Source organism: Streptomyces sp. NPDC088254, assembly GCF_044740925.1.
In the GTDB taxonomy this organism is placed as follows: Bacteria; Actinomycetota; Actinomycetes; order Streptomycetales; family Streptomycetaceae; genus Streptomyces.
This window is the reverse complement of the sequence record NZ_JBIURQ010000003.1, coordinates 185,785-205,553: the sequence shown is the minus strand read 5'-3', so window position 1 is coordinate 205,553 and position 19,769 is coordinate 185,785. Positions and strand designations below refer to the sequence as shown.

The following is a 19,769-nucleotide window of genomic DNA, read 5'->3' as shown; positions in this document are numbered from 1 at the left end:
GGGCGTCACGTCACTGGTCCAGCATGCGGCGCAGCAGACGCCGTAGCAGCTCTCGTTCGTCGTCCGCCAGGCCGGCCAGGGGTTCGCTGGCGAAGCGGAGCGACTCGCGCAGGTCCCGGGCCACCTGATGGCCCTCCGTCGTCACCGCCGCCAGTTTCACGCGGCGGTCGGACGGGTCGGGGCGGCGCTCCACCAGGCCCCTGGTCTCCAGCCGGTCCACGATGCCGGTCACGTTGGACGGCTCGCACTTCAGCCGGTTCGCCAGCTTCCGCATGGGCAGCGGCTCCAGGCAGAGCAGGCCGAGCAGCCTCGCCTGCGCGCCGGTGAGCGAGTGCACGGCCGCGGCGTCCTCGTAGTCCGCGTGGTAGCGGGCCACCACCTCGCCGATGAGCTCGACGACCTCCAGGGTGGGATCGTCGGGACGGCGGGTCTGCTGGGGTGTGGACATGAGATCCAGGGTACCCGCTTATTTGACAACCTGAAATATTCAGGAGCATGGTTGTTTCAGGTAGTGAAATGAACGAGCTCAGCAGGTAAGGAAGGCTCCATGTCCGAGACCCCCACGCTTCCCGCCACCGGCCGCGAGTGGCGTCTGCTCAGCCGCCCCGTCGGCTGGCCGAAGCCCGAGGACTTCGAGCTGGCCGAGGCGGAGATCCGCCGGCCCGGCCCCGGCGAGGTCCTCGTCCGCAACGAGTACCTCTCCGTCGATCCCTACATGCGCGGCCGCATGAGCGCCGCCAAGTCCTACGTCGCCCCCTTCGAGCTGGGCAAGGCCATGCAGGGCGGCGCCGTGGGCGAGGTCATCGCCTCCGAGGCCGAGGGCGTCGCCGTCGGCGACCACGTCCTGCACTTCGGCGGCTGGCGCGAGTACGCCACCTTCGACGCGGCGCAGGCCGTCAAGGTCGACCCCGACACCGCCCCCCTGTCCACCTACCTCGGCGTCCTCGGCATGACCGGCCTGACCGCCTACGCGGGCCTGCTGCGCACCGCCTCCTTCAAGGAGGGCGACTCGGTGTTCGTGTCCGGCGCGGCCGGCGCCGTCGGCAGCCAGGTCGGGCAGATCGCCAAGCTCAAGGGCGCCTCCCGGGTCATCGGCTCGGCCGGCTCCGACGAGAAGGTCAAACTGCTCCTGGAGGAGTACGGCTTCGACGCCGCCTTCAACTACAAGAACGGCCCCGTCGCCGAGCAGCTCCAGCAGGCCGCCCCCGACGGCGTCGACGTCTACTTCGACAACGTCGGCGGCGACCACCTGGAGGCCGCGATCGGCGCGCTCAACGAGCACGGCCGCATCGCGATCTGCGGCATGATCTCCGTCTACAACAACACCGAGCCCGCGCCCGGCCCGAGGAACCTCCCCCGCCTCATCCAGACCCGCGGCAACATCCAGGGCTTCCTGGTCTCCGACCACTACGACCTGCAGCCGCAGTTCGTCCAGGAGGTCGGCGCCTGGGTCCGCTCCGGCGAGCTGAAGTACCGCGAGACGGTCGTCGAGGGCATCGAGAACAACCTCGAGGCGTTCCTCGGCGTCCTGCGCGGCGACAACACCGGCAAGATGATCGTGAAGCTCTGAGCGGCACACGCGCGTACGGCGAAGGCCGCGCCCCCGGACACGGGGCGCGGCCTTCGCCGTAAGCGGACAGCCCGTGCCGGACGCCGCGAGCTTCCCGGCGAACCCTTCCGGTCACAGCACCTGGCCTGCCGCCAGCGCCGCCCCGTGCACCGCCGCCGCCAGCCGGGCGTTCTCCGGGGCCGCCCCGCCGGGGAAGGCGAACCGGCGGCGGGTGTAGCCGTAGGCCAGCCCGCTGCGCGGGTCCGCGAACGCCTGCGAGCCGGCCGCCCCGCTGTGCCCGAAGGCCCCCGCGCCGAGGAACGGGTACCAGGTGTCCGCGGTCGCCTGGAACCCCAGTCCGAACGACTTGTGCGCCCGCGACACCAGGTCGTAGCCCACCGAGTGGAACTGCGCGAACTCCGCCGCCGTGTCCTCCTTCAGCAGCGGCGCCTTCCCGCCGACCTCGCTGATCGCCGCCGCGTACATCCCGGCCAGCCCCCGCGCCGACGCCACCCCGCCCACCGAGGCCGGGCCCTTGGCGCGGATCAGCGGGTCGTTCGGCAGCAGTTCGAGATCGGTCGGCTCGGCGGCGTGGCGGTTGAAGGCGATGGCCGACAGCGAGTGCGGCCCGCCGGCCAGCCGGTCGAGCAGGGCCCGCTGCTCCGGCGTCGGCGCCATCGGCTGCGTGCTGCGGAACCGCGTCTCGTGCCGCGCCGGCAGCCCCAGGAAGAAGTCCAGCCCGTAGGGGGCGCGCACCCGCTCCTCGTAGACGTCCTGCAGCGTGCGGCCCGTCGCGCGCCGCACGACCTCGCCGACGAGCGCGCCGATGACCAGCCCGTGGTAGCCGAAGGCGGTCCCCGGACGCCAGAACGGCCGCTGGTCGGCGAGCCGTTCGGCGAGCTGCCGGTCGTCGGCCAGCTCCTGCCGGGTGAACCCGGTGTCCGTGCCGACCACGCCCGCCCGGTGGGCGAGCAGTTCACGCAGGGTCAGCGCGCCCTTGCCCTCACTGCCGAACTCCGGCCAGTAGTAGGTGACCTTGCGGTCCAGCTCCAGGGTGCCGTCCTGCACGAGGAGCGCGGCCACCAGATGCGCCGCGCCCTTCGTCGACGAGAACACGCCGTAGAGGGAGTCCACGCCCGCCCCGTCCCCGGTCCACAGGTCGACGACCCGGCGGCCGTGCACGTACGCGCACAACTGGCCCTCGTAACCCGGCCGCTCCTGCGCGACGAACGCGGCGAACTCCTCCCGCGCCGCCTCGAAACCGTCCGCGACGGTGCCGTGGATCTCCTGCGTCATCCGTGCTCCTCAACCAGACCGCTGCTTGCGTGTTCCATCGTGATCAAAGCCTGCCCGACCTGGGGGTACTCGCGTGCTTCGTGGATCGGTACGGCGAGGTCTACCCGATCGACTCAACTGTGTGACACGGGGCTCGGTGTCTCCTGTGCCCCGGATGGCCTACACAGCCCCTCCATGACGCCCGCGGCTGATGTGAGCACGACCGATAGAGTGCGGCCATGCGAGAACTCGGGGCCGGATTCAAGTACCTCATGGAGGGCCAGCGATGGGTGGCCCGGCACGGCAGGCAGTACGGGTTCGCTCTGGTGCCGGGACTGATCACGCTCGTCCTCTACCTGGGGGCGCTGGTGGCCCTCGCGGTGTGGGGTGACGACTTCACGGCGTGGGCGACGCCCTTCGCCGACGACTGGTCGAGCCCCTGGCAGGGCCTGTTCCGCGGCTTCCTCACCGCCGTGCTGTTCGCCCTCGGACTGCTGCTGTCCGTCCTGACCTTCACGGCGGTCACGCTGCTCATCGGGGAGCCTTTCTACGAGAGCCTCTCCGAGCGCGTCGACCGTGACGTCTCGCCCGACGGCACCGCCCCCTCCTCCGGCCTGCCGCTCTGGCGCGAGCTGTGGATCTCCGCCCGCGACAGCCTGCGCATCCTGGTCCGGGCGCTGCTGTGGGCGGTGCTGCTGTTCGCCCTCGGCTTCATCCCGTTCCTCGGGCAGACGGTCGTCCCGGTGATCGGCTTCTTCGTCACCGGCTTCTTCCTCACCGAGCAGCTCACCGCCGTCGCCCTCCAGCGCAGGAACGTCGACCTGCGCGCCCGCCTCGCCCTGCTCCGCTCGCGCAAGCCCCTGGTGTGGGGCTTCGGCACCCCGCTGGGCCTCGCCTTCCTGGTGCCGTTCGTGGCGGTGTTCCTGATGCCGGGCGCGGTCGCGGGCGCGACCCTCATGGCGCGGGACCTGCTGGGCGAGGAGAGCGCGGACGGCGAGGACCGCGAGGACCGCGAGGGGACGGACACCGCGCCCCAGCCCCTGTGAGGACCTCCGGCCCTTGTGAAGGGTTCGTACGAAACCTGGGTGGGTAGGTCGAGGCGGGATCGCGGGAGCACCGCGAACGACCGGCGTCGGACGCGGCACTCCTCGCCCGAGAGCGGCCCCGGTCCGGGACCCTGACCCCTGGACCGGGGTTCGCGCGTTCTCGCGGGCCCTATCGCGCCGAGAAGCCGTACACCGTCTCCGAGCGGTACACCTCGCCCGGGCGCAGGACGGTGCTCGGGAAGTCCGGGCGGTGGGGGGAGTCGGGGAAGTGCTGGGTCTCCAGGGCGATGCCCGCACCGGGGGCGAAGGGCTCGCCGAGGTGGTCCGCGGTGTACACCTGGATGCCCGGCTCGGTCGTCGACACCGTCATCACCCGTCCGGACGCCGGGTCGTGCAGTTCGGCGACCTCCACCGCAGTGTCGGTGACGCCCTTGTCGAGCACGAAGTTGTGGTCGTAGCCGTCGCCCACCTTGCGGGACGCGCGGAAGTCGAAGCGAGTGCCCTCGACCTCCGCCGGCGCGCCCTCGGGGATCAGGTCCGCGTCGACCGGGGTGTACCGGGAGGCGGCCAGCCGCAGTTCGTGCCCGCCCGCGGGCCCGGATCCGGCGAGGTTGAAGTAGCTGTGGTTGGTCAGGTTCACCACCGTCGGCGCGTCCGTGACCGCCTCGTAGGCGATCCGCAGCGCGCCCGACGCGTCGAGGGCGTACGTCGCCGACACCTCCAGGCGGCCCGGGAAGCCCTCCTCGCCATGCGGGCTGACCCGGCTCAGCCGCACCCCGTGCTCGACCGGCTCCGCCTCCCACACCCGCTTGTCGAAGCCGCGCTCACCGCCGTGCAGGGAGTTCGGGGCGTTGTTCGGCGCGAGGGCGTACGTCCGCCCGTCCAGCGGGAAGCCGGCGTGCGCGATCCGGTTCGCGTACCGGCCGACCAGGGCGCCCAGATAGGGCTCCGGGTGCGCGAGGTACCCGTCCAGGGCGGCGAACCCCAGCACCACGTCAGCCGTCCGCCCCTCCCGGTCCGGGACCTCCGCCGACTGCACGATCCCGCCGTACGTCAGGACCCGCACCCGCACGCCCGCGCGCTCCAGGGTCCAGCGATGCACCGGTGTGCCGTCGGAAAGTGTTCCGAAGTGTTCGCTCATGAGCGAGACCCTAAGTCACGCGGTCGCGCCGGTGACCTTCCGGTAGGCGATCTCGGCGAGGCGCGCCTGGCCGTTCACGCTCGGGTGGAACCAGTCCCAGTGGCTCAACTGGTCGGTGCCGAAGCGGTAGTCGTACACCGCGCCCTCGTCGAAACGGCACCGCGGGTCCTTCGTGCAGACCTCCCCGAGCACCGTGTTGTAGTCCTCCACCCGCTTGTGCACCGTGTCCCGCCGCAGCGTCGCCGCCGCGTCCAGCGCGTCCGCGTCGCCCAGCATCGACGGGCAGATCCCCAGCTTCCACACCTGCTTGCCCAGCGCGCTGGTCCGGCCCTGCGACCACAGCCGCTTCAGGTCCGGCACGCTCGCCACGTACACCTGCGCCTTCGGCGCGGCACGGCGCAGCGTGCGCATCGCGTCCTCGAACGCGGCGCGGAAGTCGGCCACCGGCGTCATCGCCGCCGCCGTCGCCCGGCAGGCGTCGTTCGCCCCCACCATCACCGTCACCAACTGCGGCTTGTCCGCCGCCGCCCGCGCCATCTGCGCGGGCAGGTCCGCCATCCGCGCCCCGGTCACCGCGTGATTCCAGCTGTGCGTCGCCGCCTTGCGCGCGCCCAGCAGACGGACCGCCAGACTGTTCACCTCCGCGTTGCCCCCCGTCGCCCACGACACCTCCGGGCAGTCCGTCAGGATCGCGCAGGCGTCGAACCCCCGGGTGATGGAGTCGCCCACCGCGGCGATCGACGCCGGGCTGCGGTCCCACACGAAGGACGGCGTCGGCGTCGGCGCCGGCTTGCTCTGCCGCGCGCCCGGCGCCTCGGGGCCGCCCCCGCCCAGGGCGTCGCAGCCGGCCAGGCCCAGCACGGCCGCCGTGGTGACCGCGAGCACCGCCCGCCCGCGCCGGATTCCCTTCCGCATCCCCGGTGACCCCCTCGCTCCTCGTCCGGCTCCCGTGCGACCCGCCGCACCCGGTCCCTCTCCCATGACAACGTCCGGGAGTTCCCGACGGCGACCGGAAGCGACCGATCGCACCCGCACAGGCGTCCTGCCGGGTGAATGGCACACGTTTCACGACATCGGGACCGACGGTACGTCACACTCCTTGCGCCGCCGCACGGTAGCCTCGCCCTCAAAGCGGCTGCCCTGTCGCCGCCGCCACGCCAGCCTGCAAGACTGTCCCGCTCTGCCCGGAGGTCCCGGTGACGACACGTGGAGTTCTGTACGTGCACTCCGCGCCGCGCGCGATGTGCCCGCACGTCGAGTGGGCCGTCGCCGGGGTGCTCGGCACGCGCGTCAACCTCGACTGGATCCGGCAGCCCGCCGCGCCCGGCACCTGGCGCTCGGAGTTCTCCTGGCAGGGCCAGGCCGGCACCGCCTCCAAGCTGGCGTCCGCGCTGCGCGGCTGGCACCTGCTGCGCTTCGAGGTCACCGCCGAGCCCTGCGCCGGCGCCGAGGGCGAGCGCTACAGCTGCACCCCCGACCTGGGCATCTTCCACGCCGTCACCGGCATCCACGGCGACATCCTGATCCCGGAGGACCGGCTGCGCGCGGCCCTGCTGCGCAGCCGGCGCGAGGAGAGCGACCTGGAGGCCGAGGTGTCCAAGCTGCTCGGCAAGCCGTGGGACGACGAACTGGAACCGTTCAGATACGCGGGCGAGGGAGCCCCGGTGCGCTGGCTGCACCAGGTCGTGTAACCGGCCCACGAGACGCCGGGACGTCGAGTGGCCCGAACCCCACCCCGGGGTTCGGGCCACTCGACGTCTACAGGACTTCTCAGACCGTCCGGAACGCCAGCACCACGTTGTGCCCGCCGAACCCGAACGAGTCGTTGAGCGCCGCGATACGGCCCTCGACGGGCAGCTTGCGCGCCTCACCCCGAACGACGTCCGCGTTGGCCTCCGCCTCCGGGTCGAGGTTCTCCACGTTGATGGTCGGCGGAGCGACCCGGTGGTACAGCGCGAGGACCGTCGCCACCGACTCCACGCCGCCCGCGCCGCCCAGAAGGTGACCGGTCATCGACTTGGTCGCCGAGACGGCCATGTGGTCGGTGTCGTCGCCGAAGACCTTGCGCAGCGCCTTCAGTTCGGCGATGTCACCGGCCGGGGTCGACGTCGCGTGCGCGTTGACGTGCACGATCTCCGCCGGGTTCAGGTCGGTGCGCTCCAGCAGGTTCTGCAGGGCGTGAGAGATGCCCCGCCCCTCCGGCTCGGGCTGCACGATGTCGTGGGCGTCGGCGGAGATGCCCTGGCCGACGGCCTCGGCGTACACCCGCGCGCCGCGCTTGGCGGCGTGCTCGGCCGACTCCAGGACGATCACACCGGCGCCCTCGCCCAGGACGAAGCCGTCGCGGGCGACGTCGTAGGGACGCGACGCGCCCTGCGGGTCGTCGTTGTTCTTGGACATCGCCATCATGTTGCCGAACGCGGCGATCGGCAGCGGGTGGATCGCCGCCTCCGTGCCGCCCGCGACGACGACGTCGGCGCGACCGGTACGGATCATCTCGATGGCGTAGCCGATGGCCTCGGCGCCCGACGCGCAGGCGGAGACCGGGGTGTGCACGCCCGCGCGGGCGCCCACGAGCAGACCGACGTTGGCGGACGGGCTGTTCGGCATCAGCATGGGCACGGTGTGCGGCGAGACGCGGCGTACGCCCTTGTCCCGCAGCACGTCGTACTGGTCCAGCAGGGTCGTGACGCCGCCGATGCCGGAGGCGATGACGGCGCCCAGCCGGTCGGGGTCGACCGAGGCGCCCTCGGTGGACTCACCGGCCTTGCCTTCGAAACCGGCGTCCTTCCATGCCTCCTGAGCCGCGATCAGCGCGAACTGCGCCGAGCGGTCCAGCTTGCGGGCCTGGGGCCGCGGGATGACCTCGGTGGGCTCCACGGCGACCGGGGCCGCGATACGGACGGCCTGGTCGGCCGCCCACTCCTGCTCCAGGGGCTTGACGCCGGACTTGCCGGCGACCAGGCCCTCCCAGGTAGAGGCTGCGTCGCCACCCAGCGGTGTGGTTGCGCCGATACCGGTGACGACCACGGTGCGATTGGTCGGGCTCACGGATTCCTTCTCCAACGTTTGCGAGGATTCAGCGGCGCCACCGCCGGGTGGCGGGGCGGGCCGGAGCGTCCGGCCCAAGCAGTGGCTCAGGCCTGGTGCTTGAGGATGTAGTCGGTCGCGTCGCCGACGGTCTTGAGGTTCTTGACGTCCTCGTCCGGGATCTTGACGTCGAAGCGCTCTTCGGCGGCGACGACGACCTCGACCATGGACAGGGAGTCGACGTCAAGGTCGTCGGTGAAAGACTTGTCCAGCTGGACGTCCTCGACCGGGATCCCGGCGATCTCGTTCACGATCTCCGCGAGACCGGCGACGATCTCTTCCTGAGTGGCGGCCATGTCGGCGCTCCTTCGTTGGTGTTCTTCAGGGTGTGGCGCCCGCCGCGGTAGCGGCAGGTGGTGCGTTTCCCGTGCCGGACCGCATGATCCGGCACGGAGTGCCTAGGGGAGGGTAACGACCGTCGCGGCGTAGACGAGACCCGCCCCGAATCCGATGACGAGCGCGGTGTCGCCGCTCTTCGCCTCGCCGGTCGCCAGGAGCCGCTCCATCGCGAGCGGGATCGAGGCGGCCGAGGTGTTGCCGGTGGTGCGCACGTCACGGGCGACCGTGACGGACTCCGGGAGCTTCAGGGTCTTCACCATCGAGTCGATGATCCGCTCGTTGGCCTGGTGCGGGATGAAGACGTCCAGCTCGTCGGAGCCGATGCCGGCCGCTTCCAGCGCCTGCTGGGCGACCTTCGCCATCTCGAAGACGGCCCAGCGGAACACCGCCTGGCCCTCCTGCGTGATGGCGGGGAACTTGGCGACCTCGCCGGTGCGGTAGTCCGTCCACGGCACGGTCTGCTTGATGGTCTCCGACTTGTCGCCCTCGGAGCCCCAGACCGTCGGGCCGATCGCCGGCTCCTGCGAGGGGCCGACCACGACCGCGCCCGCGCCGTCGCCGAACAGGAAGGCGGTGGCCCGGTCTTCCAGGTCGGTCAGGTCGGACAGCCGCTCCACGCCGATGACGAGGACGTACTCCGCGGAGCCCTCGACGACCATTCCCTTGGCGAGGGTCAGGCCGTAGCCGAAGCCGGCGCAGCCCGCCGAGATGTCGAACGCGGCGGCCTTGGCGGTGCCCAGCTTGTCGGCGATCTCGGTGGCGACGGCCGGGGTCTGCTTGAAGTGCGAGACCGTCGAGACGACCACGGCGCCGATCTGCTCGGCGGTGATCCCCGCGTCGGCGACCGCCTTGCCGGCGGCCTCCACCGACATGGCGGCGACGGTCTCCTCCTCGTTCGCCCAGTGCCGGGTCTGGATGCCGGAGCGCGAGCGGATCCACTCGTCGGAGGAGTCGATCGTCTCCAGGATGACCTCGTTGGGCACCACCCGGGTGGGCCGGTAGCCGCCCACGCCCATGATGCGCGCGTACGGGGCGCCCTTACCGGGCTTGATCTTCGCCATCAGGGCTCCTCACGCACCCGCCGCGTCGGCGGCGGGCGTCACGGTCCCGGAGATGATCTCGCGGGCCGCGTCCAGGTCGTCGGGGGTCTTCAGCGCCAGCGTCCGCACGCCGGGCAGCGCGCGCTTGGCCAGACCGACCAGGGTCCCGCCGGGGGACACCTCGACGATCGCGGTGACGCCGAGCTCCTTGAAGGTCTCCATGCACAGGTCCCAGCGGACCGGGTTGGCGACCTGGCCGACGAGCCGGTCGAGGATCTCCGCGCCGGACGCCACGGTCCGCCCGTCCTTGTTGGAGACGTAGGCGACCGTCGGGTCGGCGGGGGTGACCTCCTTGGCGGCGGTCGCGAGCGTCTCGACCGCGGGGGCCATGTGGTGCGTGTGGAAGGCGCCGGCGACCTTGAGCGCGACGACCTTGCGGACGCCCTCGGGCTTGTCCTCGTTCAGCGCGGCGAGCTGCTCCAGCGTGCCCGCAGCGACGATCTGGCCCGCGCCGTTGATGTTCGCCGGGGTCAGCCCCAGCTTCCGCAGATGCGCGACGGAGACCTCCGGGTCGCCGCCGAGCAGCGCCGACATGCCGGTCTCGGTGATCGCGGCGGCCTCGGCCATGGCCAGACCGCGCTTGCGTACGAGGGTCAGCGCGGCGGTGTCGTCGAGGACCCCGGCGAACGCGGCGGCCGTGAACTCGCCGACGCTGTGGCCCGCGACGGCGCCCGGGGTCACGGCACCGAGTGCCGTGGCGGACAGGATTCCGGCGGCGACGAGCAGCGGCTGCGCCACCGCGGTGTCACGGATGGCGTCCGCGTCGGCCTGCGTGCCGTAGTGAACGAGGTCCAGTCCGATGGCGTCGGACCACGCGGCGACGCGGTCGGCGGCGCCGGGCAGTTCGAGCCAAGGGGTCAGGAAGCCGGGCGTCTGGGCGCCCTGGCCGGGAGCGACGAGTACGAGCACTCTCACACTCTCTCTTGAGGGCGGCCACGGCCGCCCGTGGGGACAAGGACGAAGAACGGCAGGGGGTTTTGTGGGCCCCCGACAAAAGCCTAGGTCTGGGGATCTCCATCGACCAGACGCCCCAGGATCAGTGCAATGCGCAAGGTGAACGCCGAGCGTACATCCGAAGGCGACCAGCCGGTGACGTCAGTCACACGTCGAAGCCGGTAGCGCACGGTGTTGGGATGGACGAACAGCATCCGGGCCGCCCCCTCCAGACTGGACGCCTGTTCGAGGTAGACGGAGAGCGTCTCCAGCAGCGCGGACCCCGCCTCCTCCAGCGGTCTGTAGATCTCCTCCACCAACTGCTCGCGGGCTCCGGGGTCGCCCGCTATCGCCCGCTCCGGCAGCAGATCGTCGGCCAGGACCGGACGCGGGGCGTCCTGCCAGGCGGAACACGCCTTCAGTCCCGCCGCGGCGGCCTGCGCGGACCGGGTCGCGGCCAGCAGGTCGGGCACCACGGGTCCGGCCACCACAGGGCCCGCCGCGTACGGGCCGATCAGCGACCTGGCCACGGCCAGCGGATTGTCGCTGCCGCCCGCGATGACGACGAGCCGCGAGCCGAGCACCCCGGTGAGCACCTGGAGCTTGGCGTGCCGGGCGGCCCGCCGGATCGCCTCCACCGTCAGTTCCGAGTCGCCGTCCGGGGCGGTGCCCAGCACCACGCACACGTTCTCCGGGGCGTTCCAGCCGAGCGCGGCGGCCCGGCTGACGGCCCCCTCGTCGGCCTCCCCGCTGAGCACGGCGTTGACGACGAGGGACTCCAGCCGGGCGTCCCACGCGCCGCGCGCCTCGGCCGCCTGCGCGTACACCTGGGCGGTGGCGAAGGCGATCTCACGGGCGTACACGAGGAGCGCCTCGCGCAGCACGCCCTCGTCGCCCGGAGCGGCGACCTCGTCGATCGCGGACTCCATGACCTCGATGGTGGTGCGCACCATCTCCACCGTCTGCCGGAGCGTGATCGCCCGGGTCAGCTCCCTCGGGGCGGTCCCGAAGACGTCCGTGGAGATCGCCTGCGGGGCGTCCGGGTGCCGGAACCACTCCGTGAACGCGGCGATGCCCGCCTGGGCGACGAGCCCGATCCAGGAACGGTTCTCCGGGGGCATCGCCCGGTACCACGGCAGGGTCTCGTCCATCCGCGCGATCGCCTGGGCGGCGAGACTCCCGGAGGACTTCTCCAGCCGCTTCAGGGTCGCGGTGTGCGGGTGCGCTGCCGCTCGGCGGTGGCGGGCTTCGGGTTCGGAGTGGGATTCGGGCACGGGACAAGACTGCCTTATCGGGACGGCGGGCCGCGCCGGTGGGTTGCCGGGGGGCTTCGCCCGCCCGATAGCGTGGGTCGCGTGATGGACGTACGGCGCGCCGAAGAGCGCTACCGCGGCGGTGATCCCGAGGCCGGGATCGACACCCGGCACGCCTTCTCCTTCGGCGCCCACTACGACCCCGGCAACCTCCGCTTCGGCGCGCTGATCGCCTGCAACGAGGAGCGGCTCGCGCCCGGCGCGGGCTTCGGCGAACACCCCCACAGCCACACGGAGATCGTGACCTGGGTGGTCGAGGGCGAGCTGACCCACCGCGACTCCGAGGGCCACGAGGTGACCGTACGCCCCGGGGACGTGCAGCGGCTCAGCGCGGCGGCCGGGGTGCGCCACACCGAGCGCAACGACGCCGAAGTCCCCCTGGCCTTCGTCCAGATGTGGCTGACCCCGCTGGAGCCCGGCGGCGACCCGTCCTACGAGATCGTCCGAGACGTCGCCGACTCCACCCCGTACGCCGTCCCGGGGGCCGGCGCGACCCTGCACGTACGGCGGCTGACGGCTGGGGAGCGGGCGGCGGCGCCGACGGGGTCGCACGGGTACGTGCATGTCGTGCGCGGCGAAGTGAGCGTGGAGGGCGAGCGGCTGGGCCCCGGCGACGCGGCCCGTGTCACGGACGCCGGCGAGGTCCGGGTGTTGGCGCTCACGCCGGCCGAGCTCCTGGTCTGGGAGATGCGCGCCGGCTGAGGGGGCCGTGACTCAGCCCTCCCGCAGCTCCGTCAGCAGCGCGTCCGTGAACGCCGGCCAGGCCTCGACCGCCCACGGGCCGAACGCGCGGTCCGTGAGCGCGACGGCGGCCAGCCGCGCGTCGGGGTCGATCCACAGGAACGTACCGGACTGCCCGAAGTGGCCGAACGTGCGCGGCGAGGAGGAACCGCCGGTCCAGTGCGGGGACTTGGAGTCGCGGATCTCGAAGCCGAGGCCCCAGTCGTTGGGGTTCTGGTGGCCGTAGCCGGGCAGGACGCCCTTCGTGCCCGGGTACTGCACGCTCATCGCCTCGGCGACCGTGCGCGGGTCCAGCAGCCGGGGCGCCTGCACCTCGGCCGCGAAGCGCAGCAGGTCCTCCACGGTCGAGACGCCGTCCTTCGCGGGCGACCCCTCCAGCGAGGTGGACGCCATCCCCAGCGGCTCCAGCACCGCCTGCCGCAGGTACTCCCCGAAGTCGATGTCCGTGGCCTTGGCGATGTGGTCGCCGAGCTGCTCGAACCCGGCGTTGGAGTACAGCCGCCGCTCCCCGGGCGCGGCGGTCACCCGGTGCTCGTCGAAGGCGAGCCCCGAGGTGTGCGCGAGCAGATGGCGCACGGTCGCCCCGGGCGGCCCGGCCGGCTCGTCCAGCTCGATCGCCCCCTCCTCGTAAGCGACCAGCGCGGCGTAGGCGGCGAGCGGCTTGGTGACCGAGGCCAGGGGGAAGCGGCGCCCGGCCGGGCCGTGCGTCCCGAGGACCGTCCCGTCGGCCCGCACGACACCCGCCGCGGCGGAGGGGACGGGCCAGTTCTCGATCAGCGCGAGGCTCTGCGACGACATGCCCCGAGCCTATGCGGCTACAGGAGCAGCTCCATCAGAGGGTCGGGCTTGGGCTTGAAGCCGAGCGAGGCGTACAACGGCTCGGCCTCGGGGGACGCCGTGAGGTGGACCTGGCGTACGCCCCGCTCGCGGAACCAGGTCAGCAGCGCTTCCATGCACGCCCGCGCGTGCCCCCTGCGCCGGGCCCGCGGGTCCGTCGCGACGCTGAAGACGAACCCGACGGCGCCGTGCGGATTGCCGGCCCGCCCGATCCGGTACTCCACCGTGCCGACCACCGACGCGGACAGCGTCCCGGGCCGTTCGGGGCAGTCCACGACGAACGCACCGAAGTCACCGTCCGGTTGGGCCAGCCGGCGCCGCAGCCCGGGCAGGGACTCGGCGTGCCAGTCGGCCGGTCCGGCGCTGGGGGCGAGGGAGTCGATCATCACCTGGCGCAGCCTCAGCACTTCGGCGGCGTCCTCGGGCAGGGCCCGGCGTACGGCATTCATGCCCCGCAAGCTAACCGGTGGGATCCGGCCGCGTCTTCCGGATTCTTTCCGTTCCCGCTTGCCTGGAGCGCACTTGAAGGTCATAGCGTGGGGCCATGACGGTGTTGCAGACCACGCCCGTGACCACCGAGCGCAGCCAGAGCTCCGCAGACGTCTGCTCCGGACCGCCGCCGGGCCATCCGCGCCCGGACGGGCAGGACCGCTACACGATCAGCGAGGTGGTCGCCTTCACCGGCCTGACGGCGCACACCCTGCGCTGGTACGAGCGGATCGGGCTGATGGCCCACGTCGACCGCTCGCACACCGGCCAGCGCCGCTACAGCAACCGCGACCTGGACTGGCTCGACCTGGTCGGCAAGCTGCGGCTGACCGGCATGCCGGTCGCCGACATGGTGCGGTACGCCGAGCTGGTGCGCGAGGGCGAGAGCACGTACGAGCAGCGGCGCGAGCTGCTGGAGGAGACCCGGCGCGACGTCCAGGCCAGGATCGCCGAACTCCAGGACACGCTCGCCGTGCTCGACCGCAAGATCACGCACTACTCCCGGGGCGCGTGAGCGGGAAGTCCCTACAGCTCGGCCAGCAGGTCGGCCTTCTTCGCGGAGAACTCCTCGTCGGTGACCAGCCCGGCCTGGTGCAGCTCGCCGAGGTGGCGGATCCGGTCGGCGACGTCCGCCGGGTCCCGGCGGCGCGGGTCCGCGGCGGGGACGGCGGCCGCCGGGACGGCCGGCGTGCTCCCGCGCGTGCGGACGGCCGCCAGCACCGCCGCCGCCAGCGGCAGCGACTCGTGCACCGCCCCGTACCCGAGCCCGAACACCACCGTCGCGGGGTCCTGGTCCGTCCCCGCGGGCGCGTGCCCGCCGCGGTGCAGCCGCAGGAAGCCCTCCAGGACCTCCGGCGACCGCCACTCCACGCCGCTCAGCTCGGACACCGGGAAGCTCTGGTCGCCCGCCTTCCACTTCGCCGACGACGCGCCCGTCCAGAACCACCGGAACCGCACGGTCCGCCCGTCGAAGGACGCCTTCGCGTCGTAAGCCTTGAACGACAGCGGCGCCTTCGGGGCCGCCACCAGGAACCGGTCGGCCGGACCCGACTCGGTGAGCCGCTCCCGCAGCTCTTCGGCGTAGTACTCCGCGAGCGCGTCCCGCTCGCCCGGCAGCACCAGCCGGTAGGGGTCGCAGGACTCCTTCAGCTGACCCGCCGCGGCCTCGATCAGCGGGTCCGCGCCCTCGCGCGGTCGGATGCGCAGCACCGCGGTCCCGCGTCTGCCGGGCTCCAGCGTCACGCCCTCGATCGCCGCCAGCGGGATCCGGCGCTCCCCGAGCGCCGACAGCAGCTTCGGTGTGCGGATCCCCCGTTCGTAGCGGATGAGGACGGAGTCGGACTCGAACTCCCAGGCGGCATGAAATCCGGCCAGTACGTCACCCATGCGGCTCATCGTATGCGGCACCGGCTTCTTCCGTCCCTCCTCGCGCACACCGCTCTTTCTGCGCTTCTACGCGCGTCCCGCCGTCGTTGCGCCGGACAGATCATCCCGGCAGACGTCATCCTCCGTGGCGCAGCGCACCGAGTCGTACACGCCGGCGCCGATGGCGGCGAAGTTGCGCAGGCTGTCCGTGCCGGGCTCGAAGTAGCCCGCGTGACCCTTGGCCTCCCGCGCGGACAGCACCCGCGCGCCGAACCCGGACGACACCGGGTCCGCGCCGTGCCCGAGGCCGCCGAGCTCCAGATAGGGAACGTCCTGCACCCAGTCGTCCGCGTCCCGCATCGCCCACACCCGGGCGGAGGTGCGCAGCTGGACCGCGTTCTCCACGCGCATGCCGGGGCTGCCGGCCACCGCGATGTCGCTGACCCGCTCCGGCAGCGTGTGCGCGGCGACCCCGCACACCACGGAGCCGTAGCTGTGGCAGAACAGCGAGACGGGCGAGACGCCGGGCAGGGCGCGCACCAAGGCGTTCAGCCGGATCGCGCCGGACTCGGCGCGCATCGCGGTCGCCGAGTCGATGCCGAGGCCGGCGGGGGAGGTGTAGTCGGCCCAGGCGATCACGGCGGTCCGCGTCTTGGGGCTCGCCTCCCGCTCGGCCGCGTACAGCGCCTGGGCCATGCCGACGGGCGCCGAGTACTTGCGGTAGGTGCGCTGGAAGGTGAGCAGCGCGGTGTCGACGCCGGGGACGACGACGGAGATCCGCTGGGCGCTGTCGAGGTCGCCGAAGACCTCGGCGGCGCGGCCGGCGCCGTCCGGGTCGAAGGCGAGGATCTTGCGGTCGCGGTCGCTCATCGACTCGTAGCGCTGCATGCGCCGCCCGGCCTCGTGCTGGCCGGCGGGGGAGAGCCGGGCGTCGTGCATCCGGGTGCGCTCGATACGTGCCTGCTCCCGCAGCGCTGTGCGGTTGGCGAGGTAGCGCAGCTCGGCCGGGGCGCCGTTCATGTTGCCGACGGCGAGCGGGTAGCGGTGCGCGAGCGTGGTGCGCTGGGCCGCGGTGAGGGTGGCGAAGAACCGGGCGAGCCGGCCGGGGGCCGCGGACGGGTCCGGCAGCGCGCGTCCGTCGACGCGGCCCTCTTCCCAGGCGGTGAGCGACGCGCGCAGGGCGGTGCTCTCCCGCTGGTGGTGTACGGCGGTCCAGCCTGTGGTCGCCAGCATCACGAAGACTACGGCGAGGGCGAGCAGCAGCCGCCCCATGTTGAGCGGGGGAGTGGAGTCGAAGGAAGTCACTGGAAGGACACACTAGGAGAACGGGATGGTCTCGGGAGGCCCGAGTGACGGGGATCACGTTTCGATGACCGTGACGATGGTCATGAGATCTCTCAGGCCGTGCGCCAGCTTCCCATGAGCGCGGGCCCCAGTTGGTCGAGGTAGCGGGACGCGAGGGCGCGCATCTCCTCCAAGGTCACGTTCTCGCCGCTGCTCCAGTGCCGCTCCGTGAGCCGCATGACCCCGCCGAAGGCCGCCACCGCCAGCCGCGGCCGCGGGTCGGCCTCCACGTCGAGCCCCTCGCGGTCCGCGAGGACCCGGGCGATCGTCTCCTCGGTCTCGACCGAGTGTCGCAGATACGCGGCGAGCAGCACCGGCGTCGACTCGATCACCCGGCACATGCGCAGGTACAGCTCCACCGGCACGACCTGCTCGACGATCTCGTGCACCGAGTTCCAGCCGTCCAGGACGGCCTGACGCAGGGCCTCCAGGGGCGCCTCGTGCGGCGGGCGTTCGCGCACCGCCTCGACGAAGCGCGCCACGGTCATGTCGGCGACCGCGAGGGCCGCCTCCTCCTTGCCGGCGAAGTAGCGGAAGAAGGTGCGCTGGGAGACGTCGACCGCCTGGGCGATCTCGTCGACGGTGGTCCGCTCGTACCCCCGGGTGGTGAACAGTTCCAGCGCGGCGCGCAGCAGCGCGTCCCGGGTGCGCTGTTTCTTGCGCTCACGCAGAGTTTCCATAGATGTCAGTTACCGACTTGTGAATTGGTTTGTCAATTGTCAGCGGCTGTCACTAGCCTCCTTCGTATGACTAGTCAGACCACCGTCAATAAGACGGGACCGGGGGACGGGGCGCCCCACGACCCGTCGGACCAGCCTCCGGCCAAGGGGCTGCGCGGCCACCCGTGGTTCACGCTCATCACCGTCGCCGTGGGCGTCATGATGGTGGCCCTGGACGGCACCATCGTCGCCATCGCCAACCCGGCGATCGCCAGCGACCTGGGCGCCACCTTCGCCGAGGTGCAGTGGATCACCAACGCCTACTTCCTCGCCCTCGCGGTCTCCCTGATCACCGCGGGCAAGCTCGGTGACCGCTTCGGGCACCGCCAGACCTTCCTGATAGGCGTCGTCGGCTTCGCCGCCGCCTCCGGCGCGATCGGCCTGTCCGACAGCATCGCGCTGGTCGTCACCTTCCGCGTCTTCCAGGGGCTGTTCGGCGCGCTGCTGATGCCGGCCGCGCTCGGGCTGCTGCGCGCGACCTTCCCGGCCGAGAAGCTGAACATGGCCATCGGCCTCTGGGGCATGGTCATCGGCGCCTCCACGGCCGGCGGTCCCATCCTCGGCGGCGTCCTCGTCGAGCACGTCAACTGGCAGTCGGTGTTCTTCATCAACGTGCCGGTCGGCGTCCTCGCCCTGGCGCTGGGTGTCGTCATCCTGCTCGACCACCGCGCCGAGAACGCCCCGCGCTCCTTCGACCTGCTGGGCATCGCCCTGCTGTCGGCGGCGATGTTCTGCCTGGTCTGGGCGCTGATCAAGGCTCCCGATTGGGGCTGGGGCGACGGCAAGACGTGGGCGTTCGTCCTCGCCTCCCTCGCGGGCTTCGCGCTCTTCGCCTACTGGGAGACCAGGGTGGCGGAGCCGCTGATCCCGCTGGCGCTGTTCCGTTCCGTCCCGCTGTCCGCGGGCGTGGTCCTCATGGTCCTGATGGCGATCGCCTTCATGGGCGGTCTGTTCTTCGTGACGTTCTACCTCCAGAACGTGCACGGGATGAGCCCCATCGACGCGGGCCTTCACCTGCTGCCGCTCACCGGCATGATGATCGTCGGCTCGCCGCTCGCCGGCGCGATGATCACCAAGTGGGGGCCGCGGATCCCGCTGGCCGGCGGCATGGCGGCCACCGCGATCGCCATGTACGGCATGTCCACGCTGGAGACGGACACCGGCAGCGGTGTCATGTCCGTCTGGTTCGCGCTGCTCGGCCTCGGACTCGCGCCCGTCATGGTCGGCGCCACCGAGGTCATCGTCGGCAACGCTCCGCTGGAGCTGTCCGGCGTGGCCGGCGGTCTCCAGCAGGCCGCGATGCAGATCGGCGGCAGCCTCGGCACCGCGGTGCTGGGCGCGGTGATGGCCTCCAAGGTGGACAGCGACCTGCCCGTCAACTGGAAGGATGCGGGGCTGCCGGACCTGACGCCCGAACAGCTCGGCAAGGCCTCCGAGGCGGTCCAGGTCGGCGTGCCGCCGGTGGCGCCGGGCACGCCGGCGCCGATCGCCGCCAAGATCGCGGACGTCGCCCACGACACGTTCATCTCCGGGATGAGTCTGGCGTCCCTCGTCGCGGCGGGCGTGGCCGCGGTCGCCGTACTGGTCGCGCTGCTGACCAAGCGCGGGGCCAACGCCGACGCGGGAGCGGGCGTCGGTCACATCTGACGGGGGCTCCCCGAGCGCGACTCGGGCGACTGGCCCCGGGCTTCGTCCGGGGTCAGTCGGCGTTCGCGCGGGACCTCAGGGCCGCCACCTCCGTGCGCAGCGCCCTGACCTCCTCGGTCAGGGCCTGGATCGCCTCCGTCTGCCTGCGCTCCTCCACGTCGTCCTTCTCGAAGCGCTCGATGAACCACGCGGCGATGTTCGCGGTCACGACACCGAGCAGGGCGATCCCGGACAGCATCAGGCCGACCGCGATCATCCGGCCCAGTCCCGTGGTCGGCGCGTGGTCCCCGTAGCCCACGGTCGTCATCGTCGTGAAGGACCACCACAGGGCGTCACCCAGGGTGCGGATGTTCCCGTCCGGCGCGTCCCGCTCCACCGACAGCACCGCCAGCGACCCGAACATCAGCAGCCCGACGACCGCCCCCGCGACATACGTCGTCACCTGTATCTGCGAGGCCATCCGCGCCCGCTGCCCCACCAGCAGCAGCGTCGACACCAGCCGCAGCAGCTTCAGCGGCTGTATCACCGGCAGCACCACCGCGGCCAGGTCCAGCCAGCGGGTGCGGACGAACTGCCGGCGGTCCCGCGCCAGCGCCAGCCGCACCGCGTAGTCCCCGGCGAACGCCGCCCACACCGCCCACTCGACCGCCGCGCACACGACGGTGAGCGACGCGTCGGCCGAGGTGTCGACGATCGGCAGGGCGTACGCCACGGCGAACACCACGGCGAGCGCCAGCAAAGGCCGCTGCGTCCGCTCTTCCCACCGCGCCTGGGCCGTTTCTTCCCGCATGACCCGCATCGTAAGGAACGGGTGAACGCGAAGGGGCGGTGAGGCCGAACC

General features: G+C 72.1%; 21 protein-coding genes. 6 read left to right on the top strand and 15 right to left on the bottom strand.

The features are described 5' to 3' along the window. Window positions 1-10: 10 nt before the first annotated feature. Window positions 11-448, bottom strand: coding sequence for a MarR family winged helix-turn-helix transcriptional regulator (locus ACIOC0_RS11510; protein WP_402154703.1), 438 nt, complete (start codon window positions 446-448; stop codon window positions 11-13). A gap of 99 nt (window positions 449-547) precedes the next feature. Here ACIOC0_RS11510 and ACIOC0_RS11505 point away from each other — a divergent pair, with 99 nt between their 5' ends. Beyond that, window positions 548-1,570 (top strand): NADP-dependent oxidoreductase, encoded by a 1,023-nt coding sequence (locus ACIOC0_RS11505; RefSeq protein ID WP_402154701.1) that lies wholly within the window; start codon window positions 548-550, stop codon window positions 1,568-1,570. A 111-nt stretch (window positions 1,571-1,681) separates the two neighbouring features. On the opposite strand, the gene ACIOC0_RS11500 is transcribed toward ACIOC0_RS11505, so the two are convergent. After that, on the bottom strand, window positions 1,682-2,845 hold the full coding sequence (locus ACIOC0_RS11500; RefSeq protein ID WP_402154699.1) for a serine hydrolase domain-containing protein: 1,164 nt from the start codon (window positions 2,843-2,845) through the stop codon (window positions 1,682-1,684). A 218-nt stretch (window positions 2,846-3,063) separates the two neighbouring features. On the opposite strand from ACIOC0_RS11500, the gene ACIOC0_RS11495 reads away from it, so the two are divergent. After that, window positions 3,064-3,870 carry an EI24 domain-containing protein gene (locus tag ACIOC0_RS11495; RefSeq protein WP_402154697.1) on the top strand — a complete coding sequence of 269 codons (807 nt, stop codon included), beginning with the start codon at window positions 3,064-3,066 and terminating at the stop codon, window positions 3,868-3,870. A gap of 169 nt (window positions 3,871-4,039) precedes the next feature. Here the strand turns inward: ACIOC0_RS11495 and ACIOC0_RS11490 are convergent, their stop codons facing one another. Both ACIOC0_RS11490 and ACIOC0_RS11485 read right to left on the bottom strand, forming a co-directional pair. After that, window positions 4,040-5,011 (bottom strand): aldose epimerase family protein, encoded by a 972-nt coding sequence (locus ACIOC0_RS11490; RefSeq protein WP_402154695.1) that lies wholly within the window; start codon window positions 5,009-5,011, stop codon window positions 4,040-4,042. 15 nt (window positions 5,012-5,026) lie between these two features. Next, window positions 5,027-5,926: an SGNH/GDSL hydrolase family protein gene (locus ACIOC0_RS11485; protein WP_402154693.1), complete on the bottom strand. Its 900-nt coding sequence runs from the start codon at window positions 5,924-5,926 to the stop codon at window positions 5,027-5,029. A 281-nt stretch (window positions 5,927-6,207) separates the two neighbouring features. Here ACIOC0_RS11485 and ACIOC0_RS11480 point away from each other — a divergent pair, with 281 nt between their 5' ends. Beyond that, window positions 6,208-6,702, top strand: a complete 495-nt coding sequence (locus ACIOC0_RS11480) for a DUF3145 domain-containing protein (protein WP_351098680.1) — start codon at window positions 6,208-6,210, stop codon at window positions 6,700-6,702. A 79-nt stretch (window positions 6,703-6,781) separates the two neighbouring features. On the opposite strand, the gene fabF is transcribed toward ACIOC0_RS11480, so the two are convergent. From fabF to ACIOC0_RS11455, 5 genes are all read right to left on the bottom strand, one after another. Further along, window positions 6,782-8,062, bottom strand: a complete 1,281-nt coding sequence (fabF, locus tag ACIOC0_RS11475; protein WP_351098681.1) for a beta-ketoacyl-ACP synthase II — start codon at window positions 8,060-8,062, stop codon at window positions 6,782-6,784. An 86-nt stretch (window positions 8,063-8,148) separates the two neighbouring features. Continuing rightward, window positions 8,149-8,397: an acyl carrier protein gene (locus tag ACIOC0_RS11470; protein WP_030341284.1), complete on the bottom strand. Its 249-nt coding sequence runs from the start codon at window positions 8,395-8,397 to the stop codon at window positions 8,149-8,151. A gap of 102 nt (window positions 8,398-8,499) precedes the next feature. After that, window positions 8,500-9,501, bottom strand: a complete 1,002-nt coding sequence (locus ACIOC0_RS11465) for a ketoacyl-ACP synthase III (protein WP_402154691.1) — start codon at window positions 9,499-9,501, stop codon at window positions 8,500-8,502. A gap of 9 nt (window positions 9,502-9,510) precedes the next feature. Continuing rightward, window positions 9,511-10,449 (bottom strand): ACP S-malonyltransferase, encoded by a 939-nt coding sequence (locus ACIOC0_RS11460; RefSeq protein WP_402154689.1) that lies wholly within the window; start codon window positions 10,447-10,449, stop codon window positions 9,511-9,513. 89 nt (window positions 10,450-10,538) lie between these two features. Next, window positions 10,539-11,747 carry a PucR family transcriptional regulator gene (locus ACIOC0_RS11455; RefSeq protein WP_402154687.1) on the bottom strand — a complete coding sequence of 403 codons (1,209 nt, stop codon included), beginning with the start codon at window positions 11,745-11,747 and terminating at the stop codon, window positions 10,539-10,541. A gap of 84 nt (window positions 11,748-11,831) precedes the next feature. Here ACIOC0_RS11455 and ACIOC0_RS11450 point away from each other — a divergent pair, with 84 nt between their 5' ends. Continuing rightward, a complete protein-coding gene (locus tag ACIOC0_RS11450) occupies window positions 11,832-12,488 on the top strand; it encodes a pirin family protein (RefSeq protein ID WP_402155077.1) in 657 nt (218 codons plus the stop codon). 12 nt (window positions 12,489-12,500) lie between these two features. Here ACIOC0_RS11450 and ACIOC0_RS11445 read toward each other — a convergent pair whose 3' ends face one another. Together ACIOC0_RS11445 and ACIOC0_RS11440 are read right to left on the bottom strand one after the other, a co-directional pair. Beyond that, a complete protein-coding gene (locus tag ACIOC0_RS11445) occupies window positions 12,501-13,325 on the bottom strand; it encodes a serine hydrolase domain-containing protein (protein ID WP_402154685.1) in 825 nt (274 codons plus the stop codon). 17 nt (window positions 13,326-13,342) lie between these two features. Next, window positions 13,343-13,813, bottom strand: coding sequence for a GNAT family N-acetyltransferase (locus ACIOC0_RS11440; RefSeq protein WP_402154683.1), 471 nt, complete (start codon window positions 13,811-13,813; stop codon window positions 13,343-13,345). Window positions 13,814-13,908: 95 nt separating this feature from the next. Here ACIOC0_RS11440 and ACIOC0_RS11435 point away from each other — a divergent pair, with 95 nt between their 5' ends. Next, window positions 13,909-14,367 (top strand): MerR family transcriptional regulator, encoded by a 459-nt coding sequence (locus ACIOC0_RS11435; protein WP_352244956.1) that lies wholly within the window; start codon window positions 13,909-13,911, stop codon window positions 14,365-14,367. 11 nt (window positions 14,368-14,378) lie between these two features. On the opposite strand, the gene ACIOC0_RS11430 is transcribed toward ACIOC0_RS11435, so the two are convergent. From ACIOC0_RS11430 to ACIOC0_RS11420, 3 genes are all read right to left on the bottom strand, one after another. Further along, a complete protein-coding gene (locus ACIOC0_RS11430) occupies window positions 14,379-15,248 on the bottom strand; it encodes a DUF4429 domain-containing protein (RefSeq protein WP_402154681.1) in 870 nt (289 codons plus the stop codon). A 57-nt stretch (window positions 15,249-15,305) separates the two neighbouring features. Then, window positions 15,306-16,523 carry an alpha/beta hydrolase gene (locus tag ACIOC0_RS11425; RefSeq protein ID WP_402154679.1) on the bottom strand — a complete coding sequence of 406 codons (1,218 nt, stop codon included), beginning with the start codon at window positions 16,521-16,523 and terminating at the stop codon, window positions 15,306-15,308. A 92-nt stretch (window positions 16,524-16,615) separates the two neighbouring features. Beyond that, window positions 16,616-17,242 (bottom strand): TetR family transcriptional regulator, encoded by a 627-nt coding sequence (locus ACIOC0_RS11420; protein WP_352244954.1) that lies wholly within the window; start codon window positions 17,240-17,242, stop codon window positions 16,616-16,618. Between the two features lie 66 nt (window positions 17,243-17,308). Between ACIOC0_RS11420 and ACIOC0_RS11415 the strand changes: the two genes are divergently transcribed. Next, complete coding sequence (locus ACIOC0_RS11415; protein ID WP_402154677.1) at window positions 17,309-18,928, top strand: MFS transporter; 1,620 nt, start codon at window positions 17,309-17,311, stop codon at window positions 18,926-18,928. Between the two features lie 52 nt (window positions 18,929-18,980). Here the strand turns inward: ACIOC0_RS11415 and ACIOC0_RS11410 are convergent, their stop codons facing one another. Beyond that, a complete protein-coding gene (locus ACIOC0_RS11410; protein ID WP_402154675.1) occupies window positions 18,981-19,718 on the bottom strand; it encodes a potassium channel family protein in 738 nt (245 codons plus the stop codon). Window positions 19,719-19,769: the final 51 nt, after the last annotated feature.